The sequence below is a fragment of the Microbulbifer sp. SE14 genome (assembly GCF_059834885.1).
The window spans coordinates 24,041-44,529 of sequence record NZ_JCBAJA010000012.1 but is presented as its reverse complement, the minus strand read 5'-3'; the positions used below and the strand labels follow the sequence as shown (position 1 = coordinate 44,529).

Genomic DNA, 20,489 nt, shown 5'->3' with positions numbered 1-20,489 from the left:
ATATTCATGTGATGCTTATCACAAAAACCAACCGGTTTACGAAAAGAACAAGAAGCCGTTAACAAATATAAGTAGCCTTTAGCGAAAACAACAAAACTGTAGGCAAGAAAAATGGACTCCCTTCCCACTACCATCCAGCGAGCTCTGTGTTTAATCTGCCTGCTGCTTGCCAGTAGCATCAGCAGTGCCAAAACCCACCCCTCATACCTGACTCCGAAATACTGTGACAGCCTGGTGGAACAGTTTGTCGATTCCGGCATGCGCAGCCTGGGCAAGTACATCAACGAACATTTCAATCCCGAGTACAAGGGCGGCATTCGCAACACCATCCACTTCCTCGAGCAGCGCTCGGAGTGGCTCAACGAGTGCAACGACTACCTGCTCGACAGCGGCCACGGCCATGTCTTCTACAGCGACAAGACCACCCGGGAAATCTTCGAGGCCATAGACGCACTGGCCAGGGAATTGCAGCACGTCCGCCAGGGTGTCGAGTATCCGGACGACGCCGGCAACAACAACCCCACCCCCTTTATCAAGGGTCGTTACGAAACCCTGGCCCAGCTGGTGGACCAGCACCACACGCGCATGCTGATGAAGAAGCAGTTCCAGTAATGGGGTCCGGCAACCGGCGGCGGGTCCTGTCCTGCCGCTGGCCTCCCCTATTCTGGTCTATCCTTCCTGTCCTTTCCCTTCCAGCCGTCCCCCGCTGTCCCGCGCCGGTTCCTGCTCCGGTCTGATGGAAAACTCGCCCGGCGACCTGCTCATCACTTCTGCGGAAGCGGCAGCCGGCCAGGAGACGCCCAGCGCCAGCGCAGTTATCGCAATAAATTTTGTTCATTCCGGTTCTGTGACAATGGTTATTTCTTGTTGTGCTTGTATTCCGCGGCCGTATCGCGGCGAAAGCCCATCGCCGCCCCCATATCGATTCCGGCAGCGGTATTGTCGCCCAGCATGCGCTCCTTGAGGCTGCTGGCGATACGCCGGGTCAGGGCCGCCAGGCGCGGGCGCCGTTTCTCGGCGAAGGGTATCGGCCTGCAGCTCTGCATCGAGGCCAGGCCGATGCGCGCCATAAACAGGCTGGCCCCCATTCCCTGCCCCAGGCGCGCGGACAGGGTGCTGAGCATACTGTCTCCCACCAGTTCCGGCCAAAGCTCGCTCACCGCGTACTCGCTGGCGCCGCTGTAGGCGACCAGCGTCAATACCTTCTTGAACAGCCGCCAGCGCACCACCACCGACGGGCGTACGCCATAGATCTGGGCGACATCGTCGATCATGCCCAGCGACTGGCGCAGGGCCACCAGGATATCGACGCTGGCGAAGGGGCTGAGCCCGACCAGGGCGCCGGTGGTCGTGGCGTGACGCACTATGCGGCGCATCGCTTCCTGGTCCAGGGCCTCCAGGAAGGTAACCTCCAGGTGCTGGAGCAGTTCGCTGCTGTCGTAGTAATCCGGCGCCTCATCGAGCACGCGGCTCAGCAGCACCCCCTGGGGCTTGCCGGCAAAATGTTCCTGCAACTGGCGGCGAAACGGCTGCGCCTCCTCGTGGCTGCGGCAGTCGCGCAGCTCGACCGCCATCTCCTGGGTCTGCTGCAGCTTGCGCAGTGGCTGCCCGGCGCGGAAATACTCCCAAACCGCGCTGATAATGGTCGCACAGAAGGCGGCGATGATGACACCGGCCAGCAGCCCCAGGCTCCAGTGCCTGTCCGCGGCCCAGGTGTAGAGGTCGCGCAGCTCCCAGGCCACAGCGCCGGCGGCCAGTCCCAGCGCCGCCAGCAGCGCCGGTTTCCACAACCTCAGGCGGAACAGCGGCAGGCGCAGTTCGGAAAAGGAGATCCTGTCCGGCAGGGATTCCCCAGTGGTGATGGAGCGCGGCAGTTCCTCCTCGTCGCCGCCCAGGGATTCCACGCGGGTGGAGTCCCGGTGAGATGAGGGGGCCTCCGGCTCGTCCAGGGGTTCGATGCGCGTCTGCCGGCGCGCCCTCTCTTTATCGCCGTTCATCAGGGCACCTCTAGAAATCGTAGCGAGCGTGTGGCTGGTGGTGGCCGCCGGAGCGCAGCAACCGGAGCGCCGGCCGCCGGAGCGTACTTCAGTACGTGAGGATTCGACCGGGCTGGCGCACCAGCACCGCCGGACGCCGCCAGGCGCCCGCGCAGTAGATTTATAGGGATGCCCATCAGACTTTGTCTCCCAGCAACAAATTGAGCAGCGCGTCGACGCGGATATGCGGGATGCACTGGCCGGCGGCCATGCCCGCCGGTGGCCGCAGTTGCGGCGGCGCGGCGTCGGCGTAGTGCTGCCAGTCCTCCCCCTCGCGGGGCAGGTGGGCGAATATCTCCGCGTTCTCGAAGCCCAGGTAGCGCCCCTCCAGGTCGTGCCCTACCAGCATGCGGCGGCCATTGCGCTGGCTCTCGTTGGAACAGCGCACCGCCGCTATCGCCTCGCAGAAGAGGGGCAGTCCGCGGTGGCGCGCGCCGGCGAAGGCCTGTTGCAGCTGTTGGCCCAGCAGCTGGCGCAGATTGTCGTGGTCCGCGGCCAGCACCTGGTCCACCTTGGTGGCGGCGAACAGCAGCCGGTCCACCCGCGGGCGCCACAGCTTGCGCAGCAGGCCTGTCTGGCCATAGCGGAAGGTGTCGGCGATCTGGCCGAAGGCCAGGCGCATGTCGTCCAGGGCCTGCTCGCCGGCGAAGAGAGTCCCGATCATGTCCACCAGCACCAGCTGCCGGTCCAGGTGGCGGAAATGGCTCTCTACGAAGGGGGCCACCTGTTCGCGCACATAGTCGCCATAACGCCGCGCCAGGTATTTGTAGTTGCTCTTCTCGGGCAACCCCGCCAGCCACTCGGCGGAGTGTCCGCGCAGGTCCAGTAGCGGCAGCAGGCCGTAGTTCTCCCCGTCCAGCAGGGCCCGCCCCGGTTGCAGGTAAGAGAGCTTGCGTCGGCCGCGACAGTCGAGCAGGAACTGGCGGTAGTCGCACCAGAGGGCGTCGAGACGCGCGGGCTCGGCATCGGCCCCGGGCTCCAGCGCGGCCAGCTGCGACATCAGCCGCGGCGCCAGGCCGGCGCGGGCGTCGGCGCCGATGATATGGGCCTGGTGGCGGCACCAGTCGCGGTAGTCCATCTGCAGCAGCGGCAGGTCCATCAACCACTCGCCAGGGTAGTCGCGCAGCTCCAGGATCAGGGTCTTGGTATTCGGGCCGGCCAGACGGCGGCGCCGGCGCAGGTGGATATGCAGCTCCATCGCCGACACCTCGCGGGTGCTTTCGGGCCAGCGCGGCGGCTGCGCCAGCAGCGCCTCCAGGCACTGCTCGTAATCGAAAGCCGGCAGGCCGGAGTCCAGCGCCGGCTTCAGTTCCGCGCCCAGCAGGTCGCCGTTCAGCGCCGGCGCAAAACCCGGCAGCTGCGCCTTGTGCGGATGGCTCAGCTGGTAGATCAGGCTGGTCAGCAGGGTGGATTTGCCGGCGCCACTGAGGCCGGTGATGCCGACGCAGACACGGCGGTCGAGCAGCCGCTCGGCGGCCCAGTGGGACTTGTCCCGCGCCTCGCGGCGCCACTGGCGCAGCCTGTCCCTCACCCGCCGGCTGCGCCCCGCATCGGTCCTGGACCCGCTGTCACTCATCTGCAATTCCGTGTGGGTTTTGGGGAAGGATAACAGCTCGGGGAATCGAGCATAGAAAAGCGCGCCGACCTTGCAACCGGCGCGCCCCGGGGCATCAGTGGAACCGAGTCAGTCCACCAGGGCTATGTCGCCGGAGCCCATCACCGAGAAGGAGTCCTTGGCCGGGCGGCGGATCACTATGTCGCCGGAGCCCATCACCGAGCCGCCGGCGCTATCCGCGCGCAGGCTGCGGCCGACAAAGTCGCCGGAGCCCATCAGGTTGACCTGCAGCTCCGCCACGCGGCCGCCCACCAACATGTCGCCGGAGCCCTTGATACTCGCGGCGAGGTGCTCGCCGGCGAAGTTGTCCAGGCGCAGGTCACCGGAGCCGGTAATCGAGGCCTCCCCGTCCACCGCCAGCGCGGTGTCCACCAGCAGGTCGCCGGAACCGGTCACCGAGGTGGACAGTTTTTCCGCCGCCACCTTGTCGACCTGCAGGGTACCGGAGCCGGTCACCCGCAGTTCCAGGATTTCGCTCTCCAGGGTACCCGCCAGCGCCTCGCCGGAACCGGTCACCTTGATCGCCTCCACCACCGGCAGGGTCACCCGGTACTCAACCTCGGGGTCGGAGCTGACCGTGATCACACCGAACCAGCTCTTCTTGTCGTCCTCCACCGACAGCTCCAGGGTGTCACCGCGCAGCTCCGCCTTGGCGTAGGGCATGGCCTCCGCAGGACCGCTGGCCAACACTTCGAAGCTATCGCCCTGGACCACCTGCAGATGGGAGCTGCCCTTGAGAGCGATGCGGGTGAAACCGGACACATCGAATTGCCTGCTGGTGATATCCTCGGCGACTGCGCTGAATGCGGCAGTGATCAGCAACAACGCCGCCACGGGGGCGGGCAGGGGGTGTTTGAAGGTCATGGGCATCCTCTCGACTCAATTACAATTTACCTGATAGACGGGGCCCGGGCGCCCTCCGGATGCACCCGCAGCAAAAAAACTGCGCCCTAGCCGCAATCCGCCTCGGCGCAGCCCATCTCCTTCAGGGCCCCGCGTATCTTCTGCGCCTCCGCGGCCAGCTGCTCGGCTTCCGCCGGCTTCTGCAGGGAGAAGTCGAAATCCGCCAGGGCCTCCACCGGAATCAGGTGCAGGTGGGTGTGGGGAACCTCCAGGCCCGCGATCATCACCCCCACCCGGCGGGGAGAGTAAACCGCCTTGAGGCCCTTGGCGACCTTCTGTGCCACCTGCATCAGGTGCGCGGCCAAATCCGCCGGCACGTCGTCCCAGTGATCCACCTCCTGTACCGGAATCACCAGGCAGTGCCCGGGCTTGATCGGGGCTATGGTCATGATGGCCACGGCCTTGTCGTCGCGCCATACAAAGTGCCCGGGCAGGTCGCCGTTGATGATCTGGGTGAAAATACTCGCCATAGCTAGCCTCGATTGTGATTACAAACCCGTTCGACCGGGGAGTCTAACAGGTTGGTAGAAAAGCGCAGCCCGCAAACTGCTATGGCGAAGCCCAATCGGTATGGCAGCGAGCGCCCCGCCATCCCCGGTCATATTTTTCTTTGCCTTTACACGCTAAGCCGCTGGATACAAAAGGGATAGAAAATGCCCTAAAAAAAGGGGCGCCAGTGATCGCTGGAGTGAGAAACCGGCAGCCGATGACAACCCGTCGAACAAGATGACAATTTTCTTAAACTTCGTTGGCAGGGCAAATGTAATGCCTTAGGCTCCTCCCCCAATAAAGCGGTACCGCCATTGAGCCTGGGCATCCCTTTGCCACCTGACATTTTTTGGCTCCGCGGGAAAACCATTTACTCAGCGTTAACTTCTCGCCGGGGGGAAGCGATATGACAAACCTGTTGGATCAGGTTGGCGGCACTCAGTTTGTCAACCGAACGGTCGGCGAATTCTACCAGGCCATAGGCCGCCAGCTCTCCAGTTTCGAAGCCTGCGACCACCAGAAGCAGCAGAGCCGCCAGGCCCAATTCCTCACCCACGCCCTCTCCACCCAGCCCGAGCCAGTGCGCAGCAGCCGCGCCAGCTTCCTCGCCCGCGGCCTGAATCCAGCTCTGTTCGAGGCGCTGCTGGAGTATATAGGGGCGCGCCTGGTGGAACTGGGATTCTCCTGGCAGCTGAGTAACCACCTGGTGGAAACCGCCGGCAGTCTCTACGACAACTGCGAGGCGGATCTCTCCATCGCCTGCTAAGCTCCCCGACAGGCCCGCCGGTTGCGACGCGGCGGGCCGCTCAATACAATGGGCCACTCACAGCCCTTCCCCCGTTTGCTACCGCATCCGGAAGGGCTCGCGCGGGCATAACTTCGCCGCACCGGGAGCGCAGCTGCGTTCAAATGCAGAAGTTATGCCCGCGCGAGCCCTGAGCGCTACTCAACTCACCCTCCATTCCCAGAGAGATTTCATGAAGATTGCCAACCACTCCGTAGTGGAAATGCACTACACCCTGAAAGATGCCGAAGGCACGGTCATCGACTCCTCCGCCGGCGGCGAGCCGCTCAAGTACCTTCAGGGTGTGGGCAATATCATTCCCGGCCTGGAGAAGGAGATGCTCGACAAGACCAGCGGCGACAAGTTCACCGCCGTGATCCAGCCGGAAGAGGCCTATGGCCCGCAGAACCCGGAACTGATCCAGACACTGCCGCGCGAGGCCTTCGGCGGCGTGGAAGAGCTGGAAGTGGGCATGGCATTCCGCGCCCAGAGCACCGAGGGCCAGCCGATCGAGGTGGAGATCATCGATATCGACGGCGACAATGTCACCATCAACGGCAACCACCCGTTGGCCGGAGTGGAGCTGCACTTCGACATCGAAGTGGTCTCCGTGCGCGAAGCCACTCCGGAAGAGATAGATCACGGCCACGTGCACTGATCAGTCCCGGCGGCCGCTCCGGCCGCCGAAATCCCCCTCCCCTCTTTCGTCTCCGCCGGTCCCGGCAACCTGCCCAAGCGTGTATCAGTTCCGGACAAAGTCCGCCGCCGCACCTATCATGCCGCCGCCAAAATAAATCGGACTTTTAGGGGGAGCGGATATGCGGTTGCTGATGGTCGGGATCATTCTTGCGCTGGGACTGCTGCAGGGCTGCGGAGGCGGCAGCAGTGATTCCAGCAGCACAGTCGCCGAAGGACAGCCGGACAGCGGTCCAGGCCAGACGGCGGATTCTGGCGACGACACCGAAGCCGGTGACAGCGACGAAAAAGGCAGCAGCGGCGATGACGCAGAAGACACTACTGGCCTGTCCCCCCTGGAACAGGCGCTGATCGACGGCGACAGCAGCCGGCTCGACAGGGCCGAAACACTGCTGGACGAGGCGCTGGCCGAAGTGGCCCGACTGGAAGCGCTGCAGCGCCAGCTGATCGACGGTTTCGGTATCGACGGCGCGCTCAGCTACCCGGTTCCGCGCAGCAGTCACTTCGTGAGCGCCCTCTTCGGCAACGGTGTCACTGTACTGCGCGGCAGCGCGCAGGGGCATTCCCTGGCCGCCGCGGTGGAGATTGACGGCGCTCGCGCCGCCGGCATCGGTTTCGAGATCTTCCGCAGTGAGACGGGCGCCAGCGGCATGAATGCCTTCGCCACCGGCCTTCTGCACTGGCTAGCCGGTGAGGCGAAGCCCGCCGGCATCGCCCTGGCGGGCATCGACGCGGCCAACCTGGAAACATGGTTGGCACAGCAGTTCCCCGCTACTGAGGTAATCTCCTGCCCGGCGGGACTGGATCCCAGCTGCCTGGACGGCGCCCGGGCGCTGATCGTCAGCGACAGGCCCGCCAGCGGCGACGAGACCGCACTGGAGTATCTGATCGACAGCGCGCGCGAGCGGGGTATCGGCGTCCTCTACCTCCACACCAGGGGCTGGGACACCTCCTCTCTGGGCCACACAATCGTCGCCGAACTCGGTATGACACTCGGCGACTACCCGGGCAACTACTTCGTTCAGGATACCCTCGACTGGCCCGACAGCGACGCCATGCTCGCCGCCATGCAGGCTCAGGATGCCATCGCGGCCGCCCTGCAGAATTTCAAGGCACAGAGCTTCCCGCTGGACTGGAACGCCTGCGAGACGGAGGCCGCCGGCGATTGCGACGACTACACCGCGCTGAACACTGCCCTGCTCGACGGCGCGACCGAGATGCGCGCCGTGTTGAACAGCCTCGACCGCCAGGGGCGGTCGCTGTTCCGACAGCGCGGCCAACGCCTGCTGAAGCTGCTGGTGCTGCTCGGGGACCTGTGGCGCAGCGACATCGCCTACCCGATGCGCAAGGAAACCGTCGCGCAGATCGACTTTATGCGCGCCCTCTTCTCCGACTACAGCGTGCACTACCTGCGCGATATACAGCCGGCGCAGCCGGATCTCGGCAGCTTCAGCGATCCGCTTACCGACGCGGCTGTCGCCGAGCGGCAGATCAGCCTCGCGGTGGGGGGCGATCACTTCACCGCCGTCGGCGCCTATATTCCGCCCGGGCGGCGGGTCGAAATCACCCGCAATGACAGCAGCAGCGCCGGCACCGCCATCCGCATCAACACCCAGCGCACCGGCTCCACGCGCCTGTGGGACGAGTACTCGCGCCCGCGCTTTCTCGCCAGCCCGGCGATGCCGCTGGCGCCCGGGGAGACGATCGCAATCACCTCCCCCTACGGCGGTACGCTGCAGCTGGAATACAGTGCCGCGGAAACCGCGACCGTGGAACTCAGCCTGCGCGGCGTGGCGCAGCAGCCCTTCCTGCAATACGCCGATGACATGGACCAGGAGAGCTTTGCCGCAGCGCTGCAAGGCAACCCTCTGAGCTGGGCGGAAATCCGCAGTCCCTTCGCCGAAATTCACTCGCTGCGCGAGCGCATGAACCAGTCCATCAACGACTCCCGCTACGGCGGCGACAGCGGGGCCTTCCTGGACGACCTGTTCGAATATGTGCTGCGCGACGCCTACGCCCTGGCCGGCTTCCAGGGAGACGGCGTGCAACTGGCGGCGGCGGTGGCCCAGCGCTGCAATGCGCTGGGCTGGGACTGCAGCGATCCCGCCGTGCACGGCCTGCCCGACGTGCAGCATATCAACGTGGATCGTTTCGCCCATTGCGGCTCCGGCTGCAGCGGCAACCCCTACGACCAGTCCTGGCCGCTGGACCCCTACGGTTGGGGCGAGAGCCACGAACTGGGGCACAACCTGCAGCGCGCACGCCTGAAGATCCATGGCGACCGCAGCACCGAGGTCTCCTGCAACCTCTTCCCGCTGCACAAGAACTGGCGCCTGCTCGGCGAGCGGGCGCTGGACAACTCTGCCGACCGCATCGCCTACCGGAGTAGCTTCGACACCCTGAAGGCCGGCGCCGCCGACGGCGCGGACGCCTATCGGGTCGCCTACGACGCCATCTGGGCCGACGGCAGCTACGCCGCGGACAACGGCGAGCGCATGGCCTTCTACGCCCAGCTGCCGCAGCTGTGGCGCGAGATCACCGGCGAGTCTGGCCAGGGCTGGGATATCTACACCCTTCTGTACCTGGCCGAGCGGCAGTTCAGCCATCTCGATGCGGGCAGTTGGGTCGCACAGAAAAGCCGGTTCGGCATGGGCAGCTTCGCCGAAAAGCCGGACCTGAACGGCAACGAGTTTATGCTGATAGTGTCCAGCTTCCTCAGCGGCCGCGACCTGCGGCCACTGTGGGAACTCTGGGGGGTCGACTACGGCGCCGCCACGGCGGCACAGCTGGATGCCCTGGCCCTGCCGCAACAGGAAAAGGTGATCTGGGTGGCGCCGGACAGCAACGACTGGAGCCGGATTGAAAAGGTGGCGGTCAATGCGGATATGGCCTGGCCTTTCTAAGAATCTGTTTGGAATCTCGCAAGAAGCCATCAGAGCTGGGTGGGGCACCGCTTTTCGGGACCGTTGGCGAGAGGGACCTCGCCGACAAGCCTCCGGGGATGGATGCACGGCGTGCCCCGGAAAGCGGTGCCCCACCCAGCTCCGGCACGGAGGCCCACTTTTTTGAAGGTCTCAAACAGGCTCTAACACAACAGACCCGGACAATAGGAGCGGGGCACGAGATGGAGAAAGCAACCTCCCTGCCGGACAAAATCATCCTCTTCGACAGCCTGTGCAACCTCTGCAACGGCTGGAGCCGCTTTGTGCTGAAGCGGGACAGGGACGCCATTTTTACCCTGTGCCGTGTACAATCCCCCGCCGGCCAGGAGCTGCTGTCCCGGCTGGGACTGCCGCAGGATACCTACGAGACGATGATCCTGCTGGAGCGCGACCCTGGTGAAGACAAGGGCGACGACACAGGCGAGTACCGGGATTACCACAAGAGCGAGGCGGCGCTGCGCATTGCCGCACATCTGCCCGGCCCCTGGCGCCACCTGACCCTGTTGCGCTGGATGCCGCAAATGGTGCGGGATTTCGTCTACGACGCCGTGGCGCGCAACCGCTACCGGCTGTTCGGCAAGCGCGACGAGTGCAAGCTGCCGGACACCGGGGAGCGAGAGAGATTTTTGGAAGAGATAGATGCTGACTGACCAGTACCTGCAACGCTTCGGCGGCATAGCCCGCCTCTACGGCAACGAGGCCCTGCCGATACTACAGCGGGCCCACTTCGTCGTGATCGGCATCGGCGGCGTGGGCAGCTGGACCGCCGAGGCGCTGGCCAGGAGCGGTGTCGGCCGCATCACCCTGATCGACCTCGACGATGTCTGCATCACCAACAGCAACCGCCAGAGCCACGCCCTGGTCGATACCATCGGCCGCATCAAGGTGGAGGTCATGGCGGAGCGGCTGCGGCAGATCAATCCGGAAATCGGCGTGCACACCGAGGAGGAGTTTATCGCCGCGGACAACTTCGCCGAGCTGCTCGACCCGGACAGGCACCCGATCGATTGTGTGATCGACGCCATGGACGCGGCGCGGGTCAAGGCGGCCCTGATCGCCTACTGCAAGGCGCGCAGGCTGCGCCTGGTCACCGTCGGCTCCGCCGGCGGCAAGCGGGATCCGCGCCTGATCGACAGCGCCGACCTGGGCCGCACCATCAACGACCCCATGCTGGCGAAGGTGCGCAGTCACCTGTATCGCTTCCACAACTTCCAGAAATCGCGCAAGCGCCAGTTCGGCGTGGACGCCATCTACTCCACGGAACCCATGGTCTATCCGCAGCCGGACGGCCAGGTGTGCCAGCAGAAGAGCGCCATGCAGGACGGGGTGAAACTCGACTGCAGCGGCGGCTTCGGCGCCGCCAGCATGGTGACAGGCGCCTTCGGTTTCGTGGCCGCGTCCCGCGGCATAGAGCGGCTGTTGCAGAAGAAAGGCTGATTTACGGGACTCGGGACTCGGGACTCGGGACTCGGGACTCGGGACTCGGGACTCGGGACTCGGGACTCGGGAAAGAATGCCGCGGCCAGATGCGAATGCGAAGGCCCCGATGCCGGGGGCCGTTTGTGAAAAGCGCCTGCGGCTGAAAAAGGGTCCGATGAGCCTGTTGAGCAAACGGCCACCGGCAGCGGGGCCGCCCAGGCCTCTCTTCAAGAGACAAAGGCGAGGGCCTGGCGCAGCAGCGCGTAGAAGCCGTTGCTGCGCGATTCGCTCAGATGTTTCTCCAGCCCCAGTTCCGCAAACAACAGCGGCAGATCCAGCCCGCGGATTTCCTCCGCGCTGCGCCCGTCCACCTGGGACAGCAGCAGCGCACCCAGCCCCTTGACCACCCGGCTGTCGCTGTCCAGTGCGAAGTAGTGGCGGCCGCCCTCTTCCCGGTGCACCAGCCAGGCGTCCGACTCGCAGCCGCGCACCCGATTTTCCGGCCGGCGGATCTGCGGCTTTTCCGATATCGACTTGCTCCAGCGCATCAGCTCGCGGTAGCGGTCCTGCCAGTTGCGCTGGCCCGCGAGCCGTTCCAGTTGCAGTGCGGAGAGATCGTCGCCGCTCCAGCCGGCCGAGCGGGGCGGCGCGGCGGCCGGTGCTTCCATCTCGGGCAGGTATTCCCGCAGGGCCTGCACGAACAGTGCCACATCTTCCCGGGTGGTGTAGCCGGCCACCGACGCGCGCACCGTGGCAGTCTCGCCTGCGGCGCGGATCAGCGGCTGCGCGCAGTGGTGGCCGACCCGCACGGCGATATCCTTTTCATCCAGCCAGTGCGCCAGGTCCGCGGCGCTGCCGGTCGCCGGCGCAAAGGCGACTATGCCCAGGTTGTGCTGTGGCTGGCTGACCAGGCGCAGCCCGGGCAGATCCGCCAGTTGGTCGTGCAGCCACTGCACCAATTGCTGTTCGTGCGCGGCCAGGGCGCTGCGGTCCTGCTCGCCGAGAAATTCCAGCGCGGCACCGAGCCCGACGATCGCCGCCAGCGGCGAGGTGCCCGCTTCGAATCTGTGCGGCAGGTCGGCAAAAGTACTCGAATACAGATCCACCTCGGTGATCATCTCCCCGCCGCCCTGCCAGGGCGGCATGGACTGCAACAGCGACTCGCGGCCGTACAACAGGCCGATGCCGCTGGGACCGTAAAACTTGTGCGCGGAGCAGACAAAGAAGTCACAGCCGATTTTCTGCACGTCCACCCTCTCGTGGGCCGCCAGCTGGGCGCCGTCGACAATCCAGCGCAGTTCCTGTCCGTGCAGCTGGCGCGCGCCGTTCAGTTGCCGCGCGATATCCGCAAGGCTCGGGCGCAGGCCCAGCGCATTGGAGCCGCCGGTCAGGGAGACTATCCGGGTGCGCTCGCCCAGCACCTCATCCAGGCGGTCGAACTGCGGTATTCCGGCGGTGTGGGGCACATAGCGCAGGACCAGGTCGTAGCGCTGCGCCATCATCTGCCAGGGCACTATATTGGCGTGGTGCTCGGCGGTGGACAGCACTATTTCGTCGCCGGGGCTCAGCTCGCTGCACAGGCTGTTGGCGAGCAGGTTGAGCGCCTCGGTGGCGCCGCGGCAAAAGATGACTTCCCGCGGGCTGTCGGCGTGCAGGAAATCCGCGGCCTGGCGGCGCACCCGCTCGACCATCTCGGTCGCGCGGCGCGCGAGGCGGTGACTGGACCTGTGGGTGTTGGCATTGCTGCGCAGGTAAAAATCGCAGACCGCATCGATCACCGACTGCGGCTTCTGCGTGGTGGCGGCGTTGTCCAGGTAGACCAGGGCCCGGTTTTCCGGCTGCGAGAAAAGGGGGAACTGCCGTTTGAAATCCTCTGCGGAAAAGCTCATAGGGAAAACAGAATCTCGGTATTGCGACTCGTCTGCGCGGCGACTTCTTGGACCGGCATGCCGCGCAGCCTGGCCAGCGCTTCGGCAATCAGCGGCAGAAAGGCCGGGCTGTTGCGCTCCCCCTGGCGGCCCTGAATCGGCATGTCCGGTGCGTCCGATTCCAGCAGTATCGCTTCCAGTGGCAGGGCGGCGAAGGCGCGGCGGGTCTTGGCCGCACGCTCATAGGTGATGGTGCCGCCGGCCCCCAGGTAGAATCCCAGTTTCCAGTACTCCCGTGCTATCTCCTCACTGCCACTGAAGGCGTGAATCACGCCGCCGCGAGCGGGTCGGTACTCCTTCAGCAGGCGCAGCATTTCATTGTGGCAGCGGCAGGCGTGAATGATCAGCGGCAGTTGCAGCTCTTCCGCCAGCGCCAGCTGGGCGCGAAACAGCGGCTCCTGTTCTTCAAGCGGGGTGACTATGGCCCCATCCAGGCCGCACTCGCCGATGGCCACACAGGGGTTGGCCTCTATCTGTTGTGCCAGGTCCCCTTGCAGCTGCGCCGGCTCCACTTCCGATTCCGCCACCCACCAGGGGTGCAGGCCCACCGCCGCGTACCAGGCAGGCTCCTTTTTCACCAGTTCAAACAGCGCCGGCCAGCGCGGCTTGCTGACTCCGGGAATGATCATCCGCTCGACACCGGCGTCGCGGCACTGCTGCCAGACCTGCGCCCGATCCGCATCGAAGGCATCGAAATCGAAATGGCAGTGGCTGTCGATCATTGGCACTTGTGATTCCATCAATTTGCCCGCATCTTAACACGGATGCTTTACCGGACCCCCGAGGCAAGAGTGTTAGAGTCCCTGCTCCCCATAGTGTTATTCACCTTCTCCACCAGTATCACACCGGGCCCGAACAACCTGATGATAATGTCATCCGGGCTGAATTACGGCGTGAACCGTTCACTGCCACACCTGCTGGGCATCTGCCTCGGCTTCCCGGCGATGATCGTCGCCATTGGGCTGGGGTTGGGCACACTGTTCAGCCAGTTCCCGCTGCTGCACGAGATTATCCGCTGGGCGGGTATCGCCTACCTGCTGTACCTGGCCCGGGTCATCGCCAGCACGCGGGAAGTGGGCAGTGCCGGCACGCAAAAGCCCTTTACGTTTCTGCAGGCGGTGGCCTTCCAGTGGGTGAACCCCAAGGGCTGGATCATGGCGGTGGGCGCGCTGGCGGCCTTTACCAGCCCCAGCGGCGAGATGTGGATGGATATAGCGCGCATTGCGCTGACCTTCGTCGCCATCGGCGGCCCCTGTATCGTCGTCTGGCTGCTGTTCGGGGTGGGCCTGAAGCGGATGCTGACGGAACCGAAACACCTGCGCCGCTTCAATATCACCATGGGGATGCTGCTGGCGGCGAGTGTGGTGCCGATGGTACTGGATCGCGGTCCCGGTTGATCGCCCCGACACAAACTGCCCCGCAACCTGTGGGGCAGCTTGACGGCACATTTCTCGACGAGTTTGCCGAACTCCCACCCTTGAATTTTTTCCTTCATTTCCCATATCAGGAGTCGTGAGCGGCCCGAATGGGAGCCCACATCCCGGTGCCCGGCGCACCAAAGCTGACCCATATTGTTACCTTGCTTATTGAAGAAGGAGGCAATTGTGAACGCACTCTCCCTCACACCACTACTGCGCAATTCCGTCGGCTTCGACCGCTTCAACGAGCTGTTTGAATCGGTGCTCAACAGCGACGAAAGTACAGGCAGCTATCCCCCGTACAACATCGAAAAACACGGAGAGGATGACTACTTCATCACCATGGCCGTGGCCGGTTTTCATCAGGAAAACCTCAGCGTCACCGTGCAAAACGACCAGCTCACCATCAGGGGCCGACTGGAGGAAAAAGCGCGCGACGGGGTTGAGTTCCTGCACCGCGGCATCGCCACCCGCACCTTCGAGCGCAGCTTCCGCCTAGCGGACCACATGCGAGTGACCGGAGCGAATATCCGTGACGGTCTGCTCAGCGTCAGCCTGGTACGCGAAGTGCCCGAGGAGGCCAGGCCGCGCCGAATCCCGATCAGGGGCGAGACCGGCGACGCCACTCGGGAAGTCAAGGCGCTGGAATCGGATGGCGGTATAAAGACCGGCTGACCAGACAGATCAGTTTTTCAGAAACTTTCTTTTTTCACACTGGCACATCAACTGCTGAAACCTTTGTTGGAGGTCACTGTGGATATCAAGAGGATTGCACCCTGGAACTGGTTCAAGGACGAGGAGAGCTCGCAACACGGCAACCTGCCGGCAAACCGCCGGGAGCCGCAGCATCAGTCGCCGCTGGCGCAGCTGCACGAGGAGCTGGACCGGCTGTTTGAGCGCCTGCTCCACAATTTTAACCCGACCGGCCTGGACGCCGCACCGGCGCTGGCGGACCGCACCGCGCTGCTGAGACCAAATGTCGATATTACGGCGACGGCCGGAGCCTACCGCATCACCGTCGAGGCGCCCGGCGTCGACGAAGACAACATCCACCTGGAGCTGGTGGACAACACCCTCACCATTCGCGGTGAAAAGAAACAGCAAACGGAAAACCGGGATGCGGATTTCTATCGTATCGAGCGCCGCTACGGCGCCTTCCAGCGGGTGTTGTCACTGCCGGAGGACGCCGACCGCGACAATATCGATGCGCAGTTCCGCAACGGTGTGCTCACCATCACTCTACCGCGCAGGGCGCTACCGAAATCCCGCGGCAAAGTGATCGACATACGCAGGATCGCCTGACAGGCGCACAAAGAACCTGAGAAACCAGTGAAAAACAGAGGAGCACTCTGGAGGAAAGTATGGAAATCTGTCGTGCCATTTCCTTTCTATTCTGCCTGCTGTCCGCGCCCGCCGTGGCGACCCCGGAAATCCAGTATAGCGGCGAACTCCGCTACATCTCCGGCGGCATAGGTATAGATGAACGTCGTGCACTGGAAAACATTGCATCCGGCTTCGATATCAAGGTGGTGCTGAGCGCCGACTCGGGCCACCTGCTCGGCGGCGGCCAGATCAAGGTGAGGGATTCCCGCGGTGAGTTGGTGCTGAACACCACCAGCGACGGCCCGCTATTCCTGCTCGACGTTCCGGCGGGAAGCTACACCATCCAGGCTATCGTCGGCGACCGGGTACAGGGCATGCGCTTCGAGGCCAACGGCGGCCCCGAACCGCAGCTGGCCTACCTGACCTGGCGCATCGTCGAGCCCTATCGCCACTATTCCAGTCTCAACCCCGAAGCCAGCGCGGTATTCTGAGCCGTCGAGGCCCCGAGTCCGCGCGGCATGTCACTTTGCCACCCTCCGGCGCCCCCGGAGGGTCTTTTTTTTCGCCACTCAAGTTTCGGAGTTCACAGAGATTGCCGCCCCGAACGGAGATGCCTTCGAGCGGCCCTGCCGCCGCTGGCCACCTGACAAAAAACCTCATCGGTAAATATCTGCCAGGTGGCCACCGACAGCAGGGGCCTCGTATAGTGCCACCCGGAGGCATTCTATCCTCACTGTGAACTCCGAAACTTGAGTTCAGCTTCCTGCGCCACGGGCCACTTCCAGCTCGACGCGGAAATTCCTCACCATCTGTTTCATAAACAGGCGCGGGAAGAGTCTGTACAGGTAGGCGCCGAGCAGGCTCCTGTCCCGCGGGAAGAGCCGCTCCCTGCCCTGCTCCAGCGCGGTGACGATTCTGTTGGCCATCCACCCGGCGCTGCGCACCCGGCCGACGGTGCTCTGTTTGTGCTTCGCGCGACCACCATCGCCGGACAGGGCGTTCTGCTCGATATTGGTGGCGACGAAACTGGGGTAGACCATCAGCACCCTGATGCCCTCCTCGCGCACCTCCTCGCGAAAGGTCTCGAAATACTGGTGCAGCGCGCTCTTGGCCGCGCAGTAACCGGCGCGGCCCAGCACCGGCATCCAGCCGGCCATGGAGCTGATATTCACCACGCAGCCGGATGCAGTCCGCAGTTCCGCCAGCAGCCCCTGGACCAGCTCCACCGGCGCGTGGTAGTCCACCGCCATCACCCGGCGGATCACCGCGTTTCCGGTCTGGGTGGACAGGCTGCGGTGGGTAATACCGGCGTTGTTGACCAGCAGATCGACGCGCCCGTACTGGCGGCGCAGCCGCCCGACCAGTTCGGCGACGGCCCTTTCGCAGGACAGGTCGGCCACAAAGGTTTCCGCTTCTATCCCGCGCCGGCGCAATTCCTCCGCGCGCGCATTTAAAGACTCCCCGCTGATATCCACCAGCGCGAAGCGGGCCTCGTGCCCCGCCGCCAGCGCCTCGACAATGGCCCAGCCCAGGCCGCCGGCGGCGCCGGTGACAATAAAAGTTTTTGCCTCGATCAAACCGCGCCCTCCGCCGTTTCAACCCGCGGCTCAATGCCGAGGGCCTCGCGGGCGAAATAGGCAAATGCCTCCCGGGAACTCTTCTCCGGCACGAACCCCAGCTCCTCCTTCAGGCGGCGATTCAGCAGCACCGGGCGGTACTGCAGGAAGATCACCTGGTCCGGATGCCTGTCGGTCAGGTGCAGGAAGTAGCCGATACCCAGCAGCAGTTTCACCAGGCGTACCGGCGGCCTGCGCAACGGCTTGCCCAGCAGTCGGGCTATTTGCGCCGGGGTCAGGGCGCCGTCGCCGGCCAGGTTGTAGATGCCGCTGGCGGAGCGCTGTACGCCGAACTGGATAGCGCGGACCACATCCCGGTCCCAGACAAACACAAACGGCGAATTGTGGCCGCCGGGATCCAGAATCGCGCGGCGGTCAAACAGCTCGCCAATCTTGTTGTTGGTGGTGGCACCGACGATGGAACAGGGGCGGAAAACCAACTGCTGCAGGCGCGGATGCCTTTCCCGGTAGCTGGCCAGCATCTCCTCCACCAGGCGCTTGTGATCCGAGTAACCGAACTCCGGATTGCCGCGCAGCGGGTGGTTCTCCTCCAGCCACTCGGGGTTGTCCGGGTGGTAGCCGTAAGCGGCGCCGCTGCTGGTCACGGTGACGTGTTTCACCCCGGCATAGAGGCAGGCCTTGAGGACATTCTCGGTGCCCTCCACATCGATGCGATACTCGGCCTCGCGGTCGCGGCCCGCCGCCATCACCGAGGCCAGGTGCACCACATGGGTGATGGACTCGGCGCGCAGCAGTTCGCCCAGGGCCGGGTCGCAGATATCCAGGGTGAAAATCGGAAAGGACGCCGGGCGCGAGCGGATATCCACCCCCACCACCGGCATCTCCTCCGCCAGCAGCTCCCCCAGTTGGTGCCCCACATAGCCGGCAGCGCCGGTGATCAAAACCCGTTGTTCGCTCATATTTCTTGTCTTTTATTCAGGATTGCGGACTCTGCAGCAGATCGCGTGACAAGCCCCATTTTCGATGGTGGAAATTCCAGTAGCCCGCCAGGGCCAGGCCGGACACCAGGTGCCAGACACCCCAGAAGCCGGCCACCACCAGCATTGGGCCTGCGGACGGATAAAAGGTGAAGAGTATCGCCAGCGCCAGGCCGGAGTTCTGGATACCCACCTCCATGGTCACCGCTCGGCGATCGGCCAGCGGCAGGCGCGCCAGGCGGCCACTGAGGTTGCCGATAAAAAATGCCAGCGCGTTGTGCGCGATGACCAGCAACAGCACCGAGCCGGCGATCTGCAGCGCCGTCTGCCAGTGCCTGCTGAAGGAGATGACAACAAACAGCAAAAATACCAGCAGCGAAGCGCTGCGGAACCAGCGCTCACTGCGCCGGGCGAATTGCGGGAAGCGTGCGCCTATGGCCATGCCCGCCAGCATCGGCAGCGCCAGCACCATTACCACCAACAGGATCATATTGTTCGCCGGCAGCGCTATCTGCTGCAGCAGTTCCCGGGTATAGGGATTCAGGCCACCGTAAAGGGCGAAATTGAGCGGCGTCAGCACCACCGCGGCGAGACTGGATACCGCGGTCATGCTGACCGAGGTGGCCACATTGGCGCGCCCTATCCAGGTCATCACATTGGAGAAGGTGCCGCCGGGACAGCAGGACACCAGGATCATGCCCAGGGCCAGGCCGGGATCTATCCGCAGCCACCAGGTGACCAGGCAGGTGATGGCCGGCAGCAGCAGGAACTGGGCCACAAGGCCGGTGACCGGCGCCAGGGGCCGGCGCAGCACCGCTGCGAAGTCCGCCGGGCGCAACCCCAGGGACACGCCGAACATCATAAAGGCCAGCACTGCGTTCAGTACCATCAGCGCAGCGGGCGACATCTGGAAACTGCTGGCGAAATTGTCGGTGAGAGCGGCGTCCACTAGATGGCCTCTGCGCTGCCGGTAAATTCGCCAGTATCCCGGCTCACCAGATCCCGCTGCAAGTCCGCAGTGTGACCGCGCAGTGCCTTCAGGTAGGTGTCCTTGTGCACGTAGTAGGCCATGCGCTCCAGTTGCAGGTACTTCATGCCGCCATCCGCGCGCAGTGACGCGCGCTCGCGCTTGACGGCCTTGAAACGCCGCGCCGATTCGGCGCCCAGGGACAGTTGGCGGATATACAGCGCCACCAGTTCCGCCTGCTCATTGCGCCCCTCCCAGCCGAGGCCGGCGGCCTCCACCATGCCCATCAGGAAGAGGTTGTCGTACTCCGGGTGGAACACATTCAGGTAGAGGCGCGGTGCATGACCGGTCCAGTTCAGCTGCGCCGGATCGATAAACGGGTAGTGCAGCTTGTAGCCGGTGGCCAGCAGGATCATGTCGTAGTCGCTACTGCGGCCGTCCACAAAGGTCACAGTATTGCCGTCGATGGAGGCTATGTCACCCTGCGGCCTGATGTCCCCGTGGCCGATATGGTGCAGCACCAGCGAGTTGATTACCGGGTGGGACTCGAACATCCGGTAGTCCGGCTCCGGCAGGCCGTACTGGCCGGGGCGGCCGAGCATAAAGCGCGACAGGGCCGCGCTGATGCGCTGCTGGATAAAGCGCGGCAATCTGATCTTTCCCCCCACCGCGTCGGTGGGCACACCGCCGATAAACTTGGGCAGGAAGTAGTAGCCGCGGCGCAAGCTGATATCCACGCTCCTGGCCCGGTGCACCGCGTCCACGGCGATATCCGCCCCGCTGTTGCCGCAACCCACCAACAAGACCCGCTTGCCCTCGAAGATGGCCGGATCCCGGTATTCACTCGAGTGCAGCAGTTCGCCGGCGAAATCGCCCGGCAGTTCCGGCCTGTTCGGGTGGTGCAGTGTGCCGTTGGCGATCAGCAGGCCGCCGAAGCTGCGGGTCTGCTCCCTGCCCTTTTCACTGCCGCTGACAACGCGGGTGGTGATGCACCAGTCGTCGCCATCCCGCTCGCAGCGCACCACCTCGGTGTTGAACTCGTAGCGCTCGTACAGGCCGAACGCTCTCGCATAGGCGCGGAAGTAGTCGCGCAGCTCGCGGTGGTGCGGATACGGCGCCACATGGTCCGCCATCGGGAACTCGGCGAACTCGGTCATCCTCTTCGACGAGATCAGGTGCGCCGACTCGTACATGGTGCTGGTGGGGCTGTCGATATCCCAGAGGCCGCCCACATCACTGTGAATTTCAAAGCCGACACAGGGAATGCCGTGCTTTACCAGGTTGCGCAGGGTACAGAGCCCCATGGGGCCGGCGCCGATCACCGCGTAGGGTTTCATTGTTATTCTCGCTTTCGCTCGCTGCGTTGACGGCAATATACCGTGACAAGCCGACCGCAGATCGTCATAATCGGGCGA

At 64.3% G+C, this 20,489-nt stretch carries 20 protein-coding genes; 10 read left to right on the top strand and 10 right to left on the bottom strand.

Features of this window, described 5'->3' with window-relative positions:
• Positions 1–234 precede the first annotated feature (234 nt).
• Positions 235–612, top strand: coding sequence for a hypothetical protein (locus AC6R19_RS10285; protein WP_500579733.1), 378 nt, complete (start codon positions 235–237; stop codon positions 610–612).
• A gap of 245 nt (positions 613–857) precedes the next feature.
• On the opposite strand, the gene AC6R19_RS10280 is transcribed toward AC6R19_RS10285, so the two are convergent.
• The 4 genes from AC6R19_RS10280 to AC6R19_RS10265 form a co-directional block, all read right to left on the bottom strand.
• The gene (locus AC6R19_RS10280) at positions 858–1,997 is read right to left on the bottom strand and encodes a TIGR01620 family protein (RefSeq protein ID WP_500579732.1); all 1,140 of its coding nucleotides are present in this window, start codon (positions 1,995–1,997) and stop codon (positions 858–860) included.
• Positions 1,998–2,172: 175 nt separating this feature from the next.
• Positions 2,173–3,612 carry a YcjX family protein gene (locus AC6R19_RS10275; protein WP_500579731.1) on the bottom strand — a complete coding sequence of 480 codons (1,440 nt, stop codon included), beginning with the start codon at positions 3,610–3,612 and terminating at the stop codon, positions 2,173–2,175.
• Between the two features lie 108 nt (positions 3,613–3,720).
• Entirely contained in the window at positions 3,721–4,515 is a 795-nt protein-coding gene (locus AC6R19_RS10270; protein WP_500579730.1) for a GIN domain-containing protein, read from the bottom strand.
• An 86-nt stretch (positions 4,516–4,601) separates the two neighbouring features.
• Entirely contained in the window at positions 4,602–5,024 is a 423-nt protein-coding gene (locus AC6R19_RS10265) for an HIT family protein (protein WP_500579729.1), read from the bottom strand.
• A gap of 425 nt (positions 5,025–5,449) precedes the next feature.
• Here AC6R19_RS10265 and AC6R19_RS10260 point away from each other — a divergent pair, with 425 nt between their 5' ends.
• From AC6R19_RS10260 to tcdA, 5 genes are all read left to right on the top strand, one after another.
• Positions 5,450–5,809: a globin family protein gene (locus AC6R19_RS10260; protein WP_500579728.1), complete on the top strand. Its 360-nt coding sequence runs from the start codon at positions 5,450–5,452 to the stop codon at positions 5,807–5,809.
• A 211-nt stretch (positions 5,810–6,020) separates the two neighbouring features.
• A complete protein-coding gene (locus AC6R19_RS10255; RefSeq protein ID WP_500579727.1) occupies positions 6,021–6,485 on the top strand; it encodes an FKBP-type peptidyl-prolyl cis-trans isomerase in 465 nt (154 codons plus the stop codon).
• A gap of 160 nt (positions 6,486–6,645) precedes the next feature.
• Positions 6,646–9,426 (top strand): ImpA family metalloprotease, encoded by a 2,781-nt coding sequence (locus AC6R19_RS10250; protein WP_500579726.1) that lies wholly within the window; start codon positions 6,646–6,648, stop codon positions 9,424–9,426.
• A 221-nt stretch (positions 9,427–9,647) separates the two neighbouring features.
• Positions 9,648–10,115, top strand: a complete 468-nt coding sequence (locus AC6R19_RS10245) for a thiol-disulfide oxidoreductase DCC family protein (RefSeq protein ID WP_500579725.1) — start codon at positions 9,648–9,650, stop codon at positions 10,113–10,115.
• Positions 10,105–10,902 carry a tRNA cyclic N6-threonylcarbamoyladenosine(37) synthase TcdA gene (tcdA, locus tag AC6R19_RS10240; protein ID WP_500579724.1) on the top strand — a complete coding sequence of 266 codons (798 nt, stop codon included), beginning with the start codon at positions 10,105–10,107 and terminating at the stop codon, positions 10,900–10,902. Before AC6R19_RS10245 ends, tcdA begins: the two co-directional genes overlap by 11 nt.
• Positions 10,903–11,111: 209 nt before the next feature.
• Here tcdA and AC6R19_RS10235 read toward each other — a convergent pair whose 3' ends face one another.
• Positions 11,112–12,773, bottom strand: a complete 1,662-nt coding sequence (locus tag AC6R19_RS10235) for an aminotransferase class V-fold PLP-dependent enzyme (RefSeq protein ID WP_500579723.1) — start codon at positions 12,771–12,773, stop codon at positions 11,112–11,114.
• Positions 12,770–13,534: a TatD family hydrolase gene (locus AC6R19_RS10230; RefSeq protein WP_500579811.1), complete on the bottom strand. Its 765-nt coding sequence runs from the start codon at positions 13,532–13,534 to the stop codon at positions 12,770–12,772. The genes AC6R19_RS10235 and AC6R19_RS10230 overlap by 4 nt, the downstream gene beginning before the upstream one ends.
• Positions 13,535–13,603: 69 nt before the next feature.
• On the opposite strand from AC6R19_RS10230, the gene AC6R19_RS10225 reads away from it, so the two are divergent.
• From AC6R19_RS10225 to AC6R19_RS10210, 4 genes are all read left to right on the top strand, one after another.
• Positions 13,604–14,209, top strand: a complete 606-nt coding sequence (locus AC6R19_RS10225) for a LysE family translocator (protein WP_500579722.1) — start codon at positions 13,604–13,606, stop codon at positions 14,207–14,209.
• A gap of 207 nt (positions 14,210–14,416) precedes the next feature.
• Positions 14,417–14,905: an Hsp20 family protein gene (locus tag AC6R19_RS10220; RefSeq protein ID WP_500579721.1), complete on the top strand. Its 489-nt coding sequence runs from the start codon at positions 14,417–14,419 to the stop codon at positions 14,903–14,905.
• Between the two features lie 78 nt (positions 14,906–14,983).
• Complete coding sequence (locus tag AC6R19_RS10215) at positions 14,984–15,532, top strand: Hsp20/alpha crystallin family protein (RefSeq protein WP_500579720.1); 549 nt, start codon at positions 14,984–14,986, stop codon at positions 15,530–15,532.
• Between the two features lie 59 nt (positions 15,533–15,591).
• Positions 15,592–16,044, top strand: coding sequence for a hypothetical protein (locus AC6R19_RS10210; protein ID WP_500579719.1), 453 nt, complete (start codon positions 15,592–15,594; stop codon positions 16,042–16,044).
• A 264-nt stretch (positions 16,045–16,308) separates the two neighbouring features.
• Here AC6R19_RS10210 and AC6R19_RS10205 read toward each other — a convergent pair whose 3' ends face one another.
• Genes AC6R19_RS10205 through AC6R19_RS10190 form a run of 4 tightly spaced genes read right to left on the bottom strand, consistent with a single transcriptional unit; the run spans position 16,309 to position 20,411 of the window.
• On the bottom strand, positions 16,309–17,130 hold the full coding sequence (locus AC6R19_RS10205) for an SDR family NAD(P)-dependent oxidoreductase (RefSeq protein WP_500579718.1): 822 nt from the start codon (positions 17,128–17,130) through the stop codon (positions 16,309–16,311).
• Positions 17,127–18,089 (bottom strand): SDR family oxidoreductase, encoded by a 963-nt coding sequence (locus AC6R19_RS10200; RefSeq protein WP_500579717.1) that lies wholly within the window; start codon positions 18,087–18,089, stop codon positions 17,127–17,129. The genes AC6R19_RS10205 and AC6R19_RS10200 overlap by 4 nt, the downstream gene beginning before the upstream one ends.
• A gap of 16 nt (positions 18,090–18,105) precedes the next feature.
• Positions 18,106–19,056, bottom strand: coding sequence for a bile acid:sodium symporter family protein (locus AC6R19_RS10195; protein WP_500579716.1), 951 nt, complete (start codon positions 19,054–19,056; stop codon positions 18,106–18,108).
• The gene (locus tag AC6R19_RS10190; RefSeq protein ID WP_500579715.1) at positions 19,056–20,411 is read right to left on the bottom strand and encodes a flavin-containing monooxygenase; all 1,356 of its coding nucleotides are present in this window, start codon (positions 20,409–20,411) and stop codon (positions 19,056–19,058) included. Before AC6R19_RS10190 ends, AC6R19_RS10195 begins: the two co-directional genes overlap by 1 nt.
• Between the last annotated feature and the right edge of the window lie 78 nt (positions 20,412–20,489).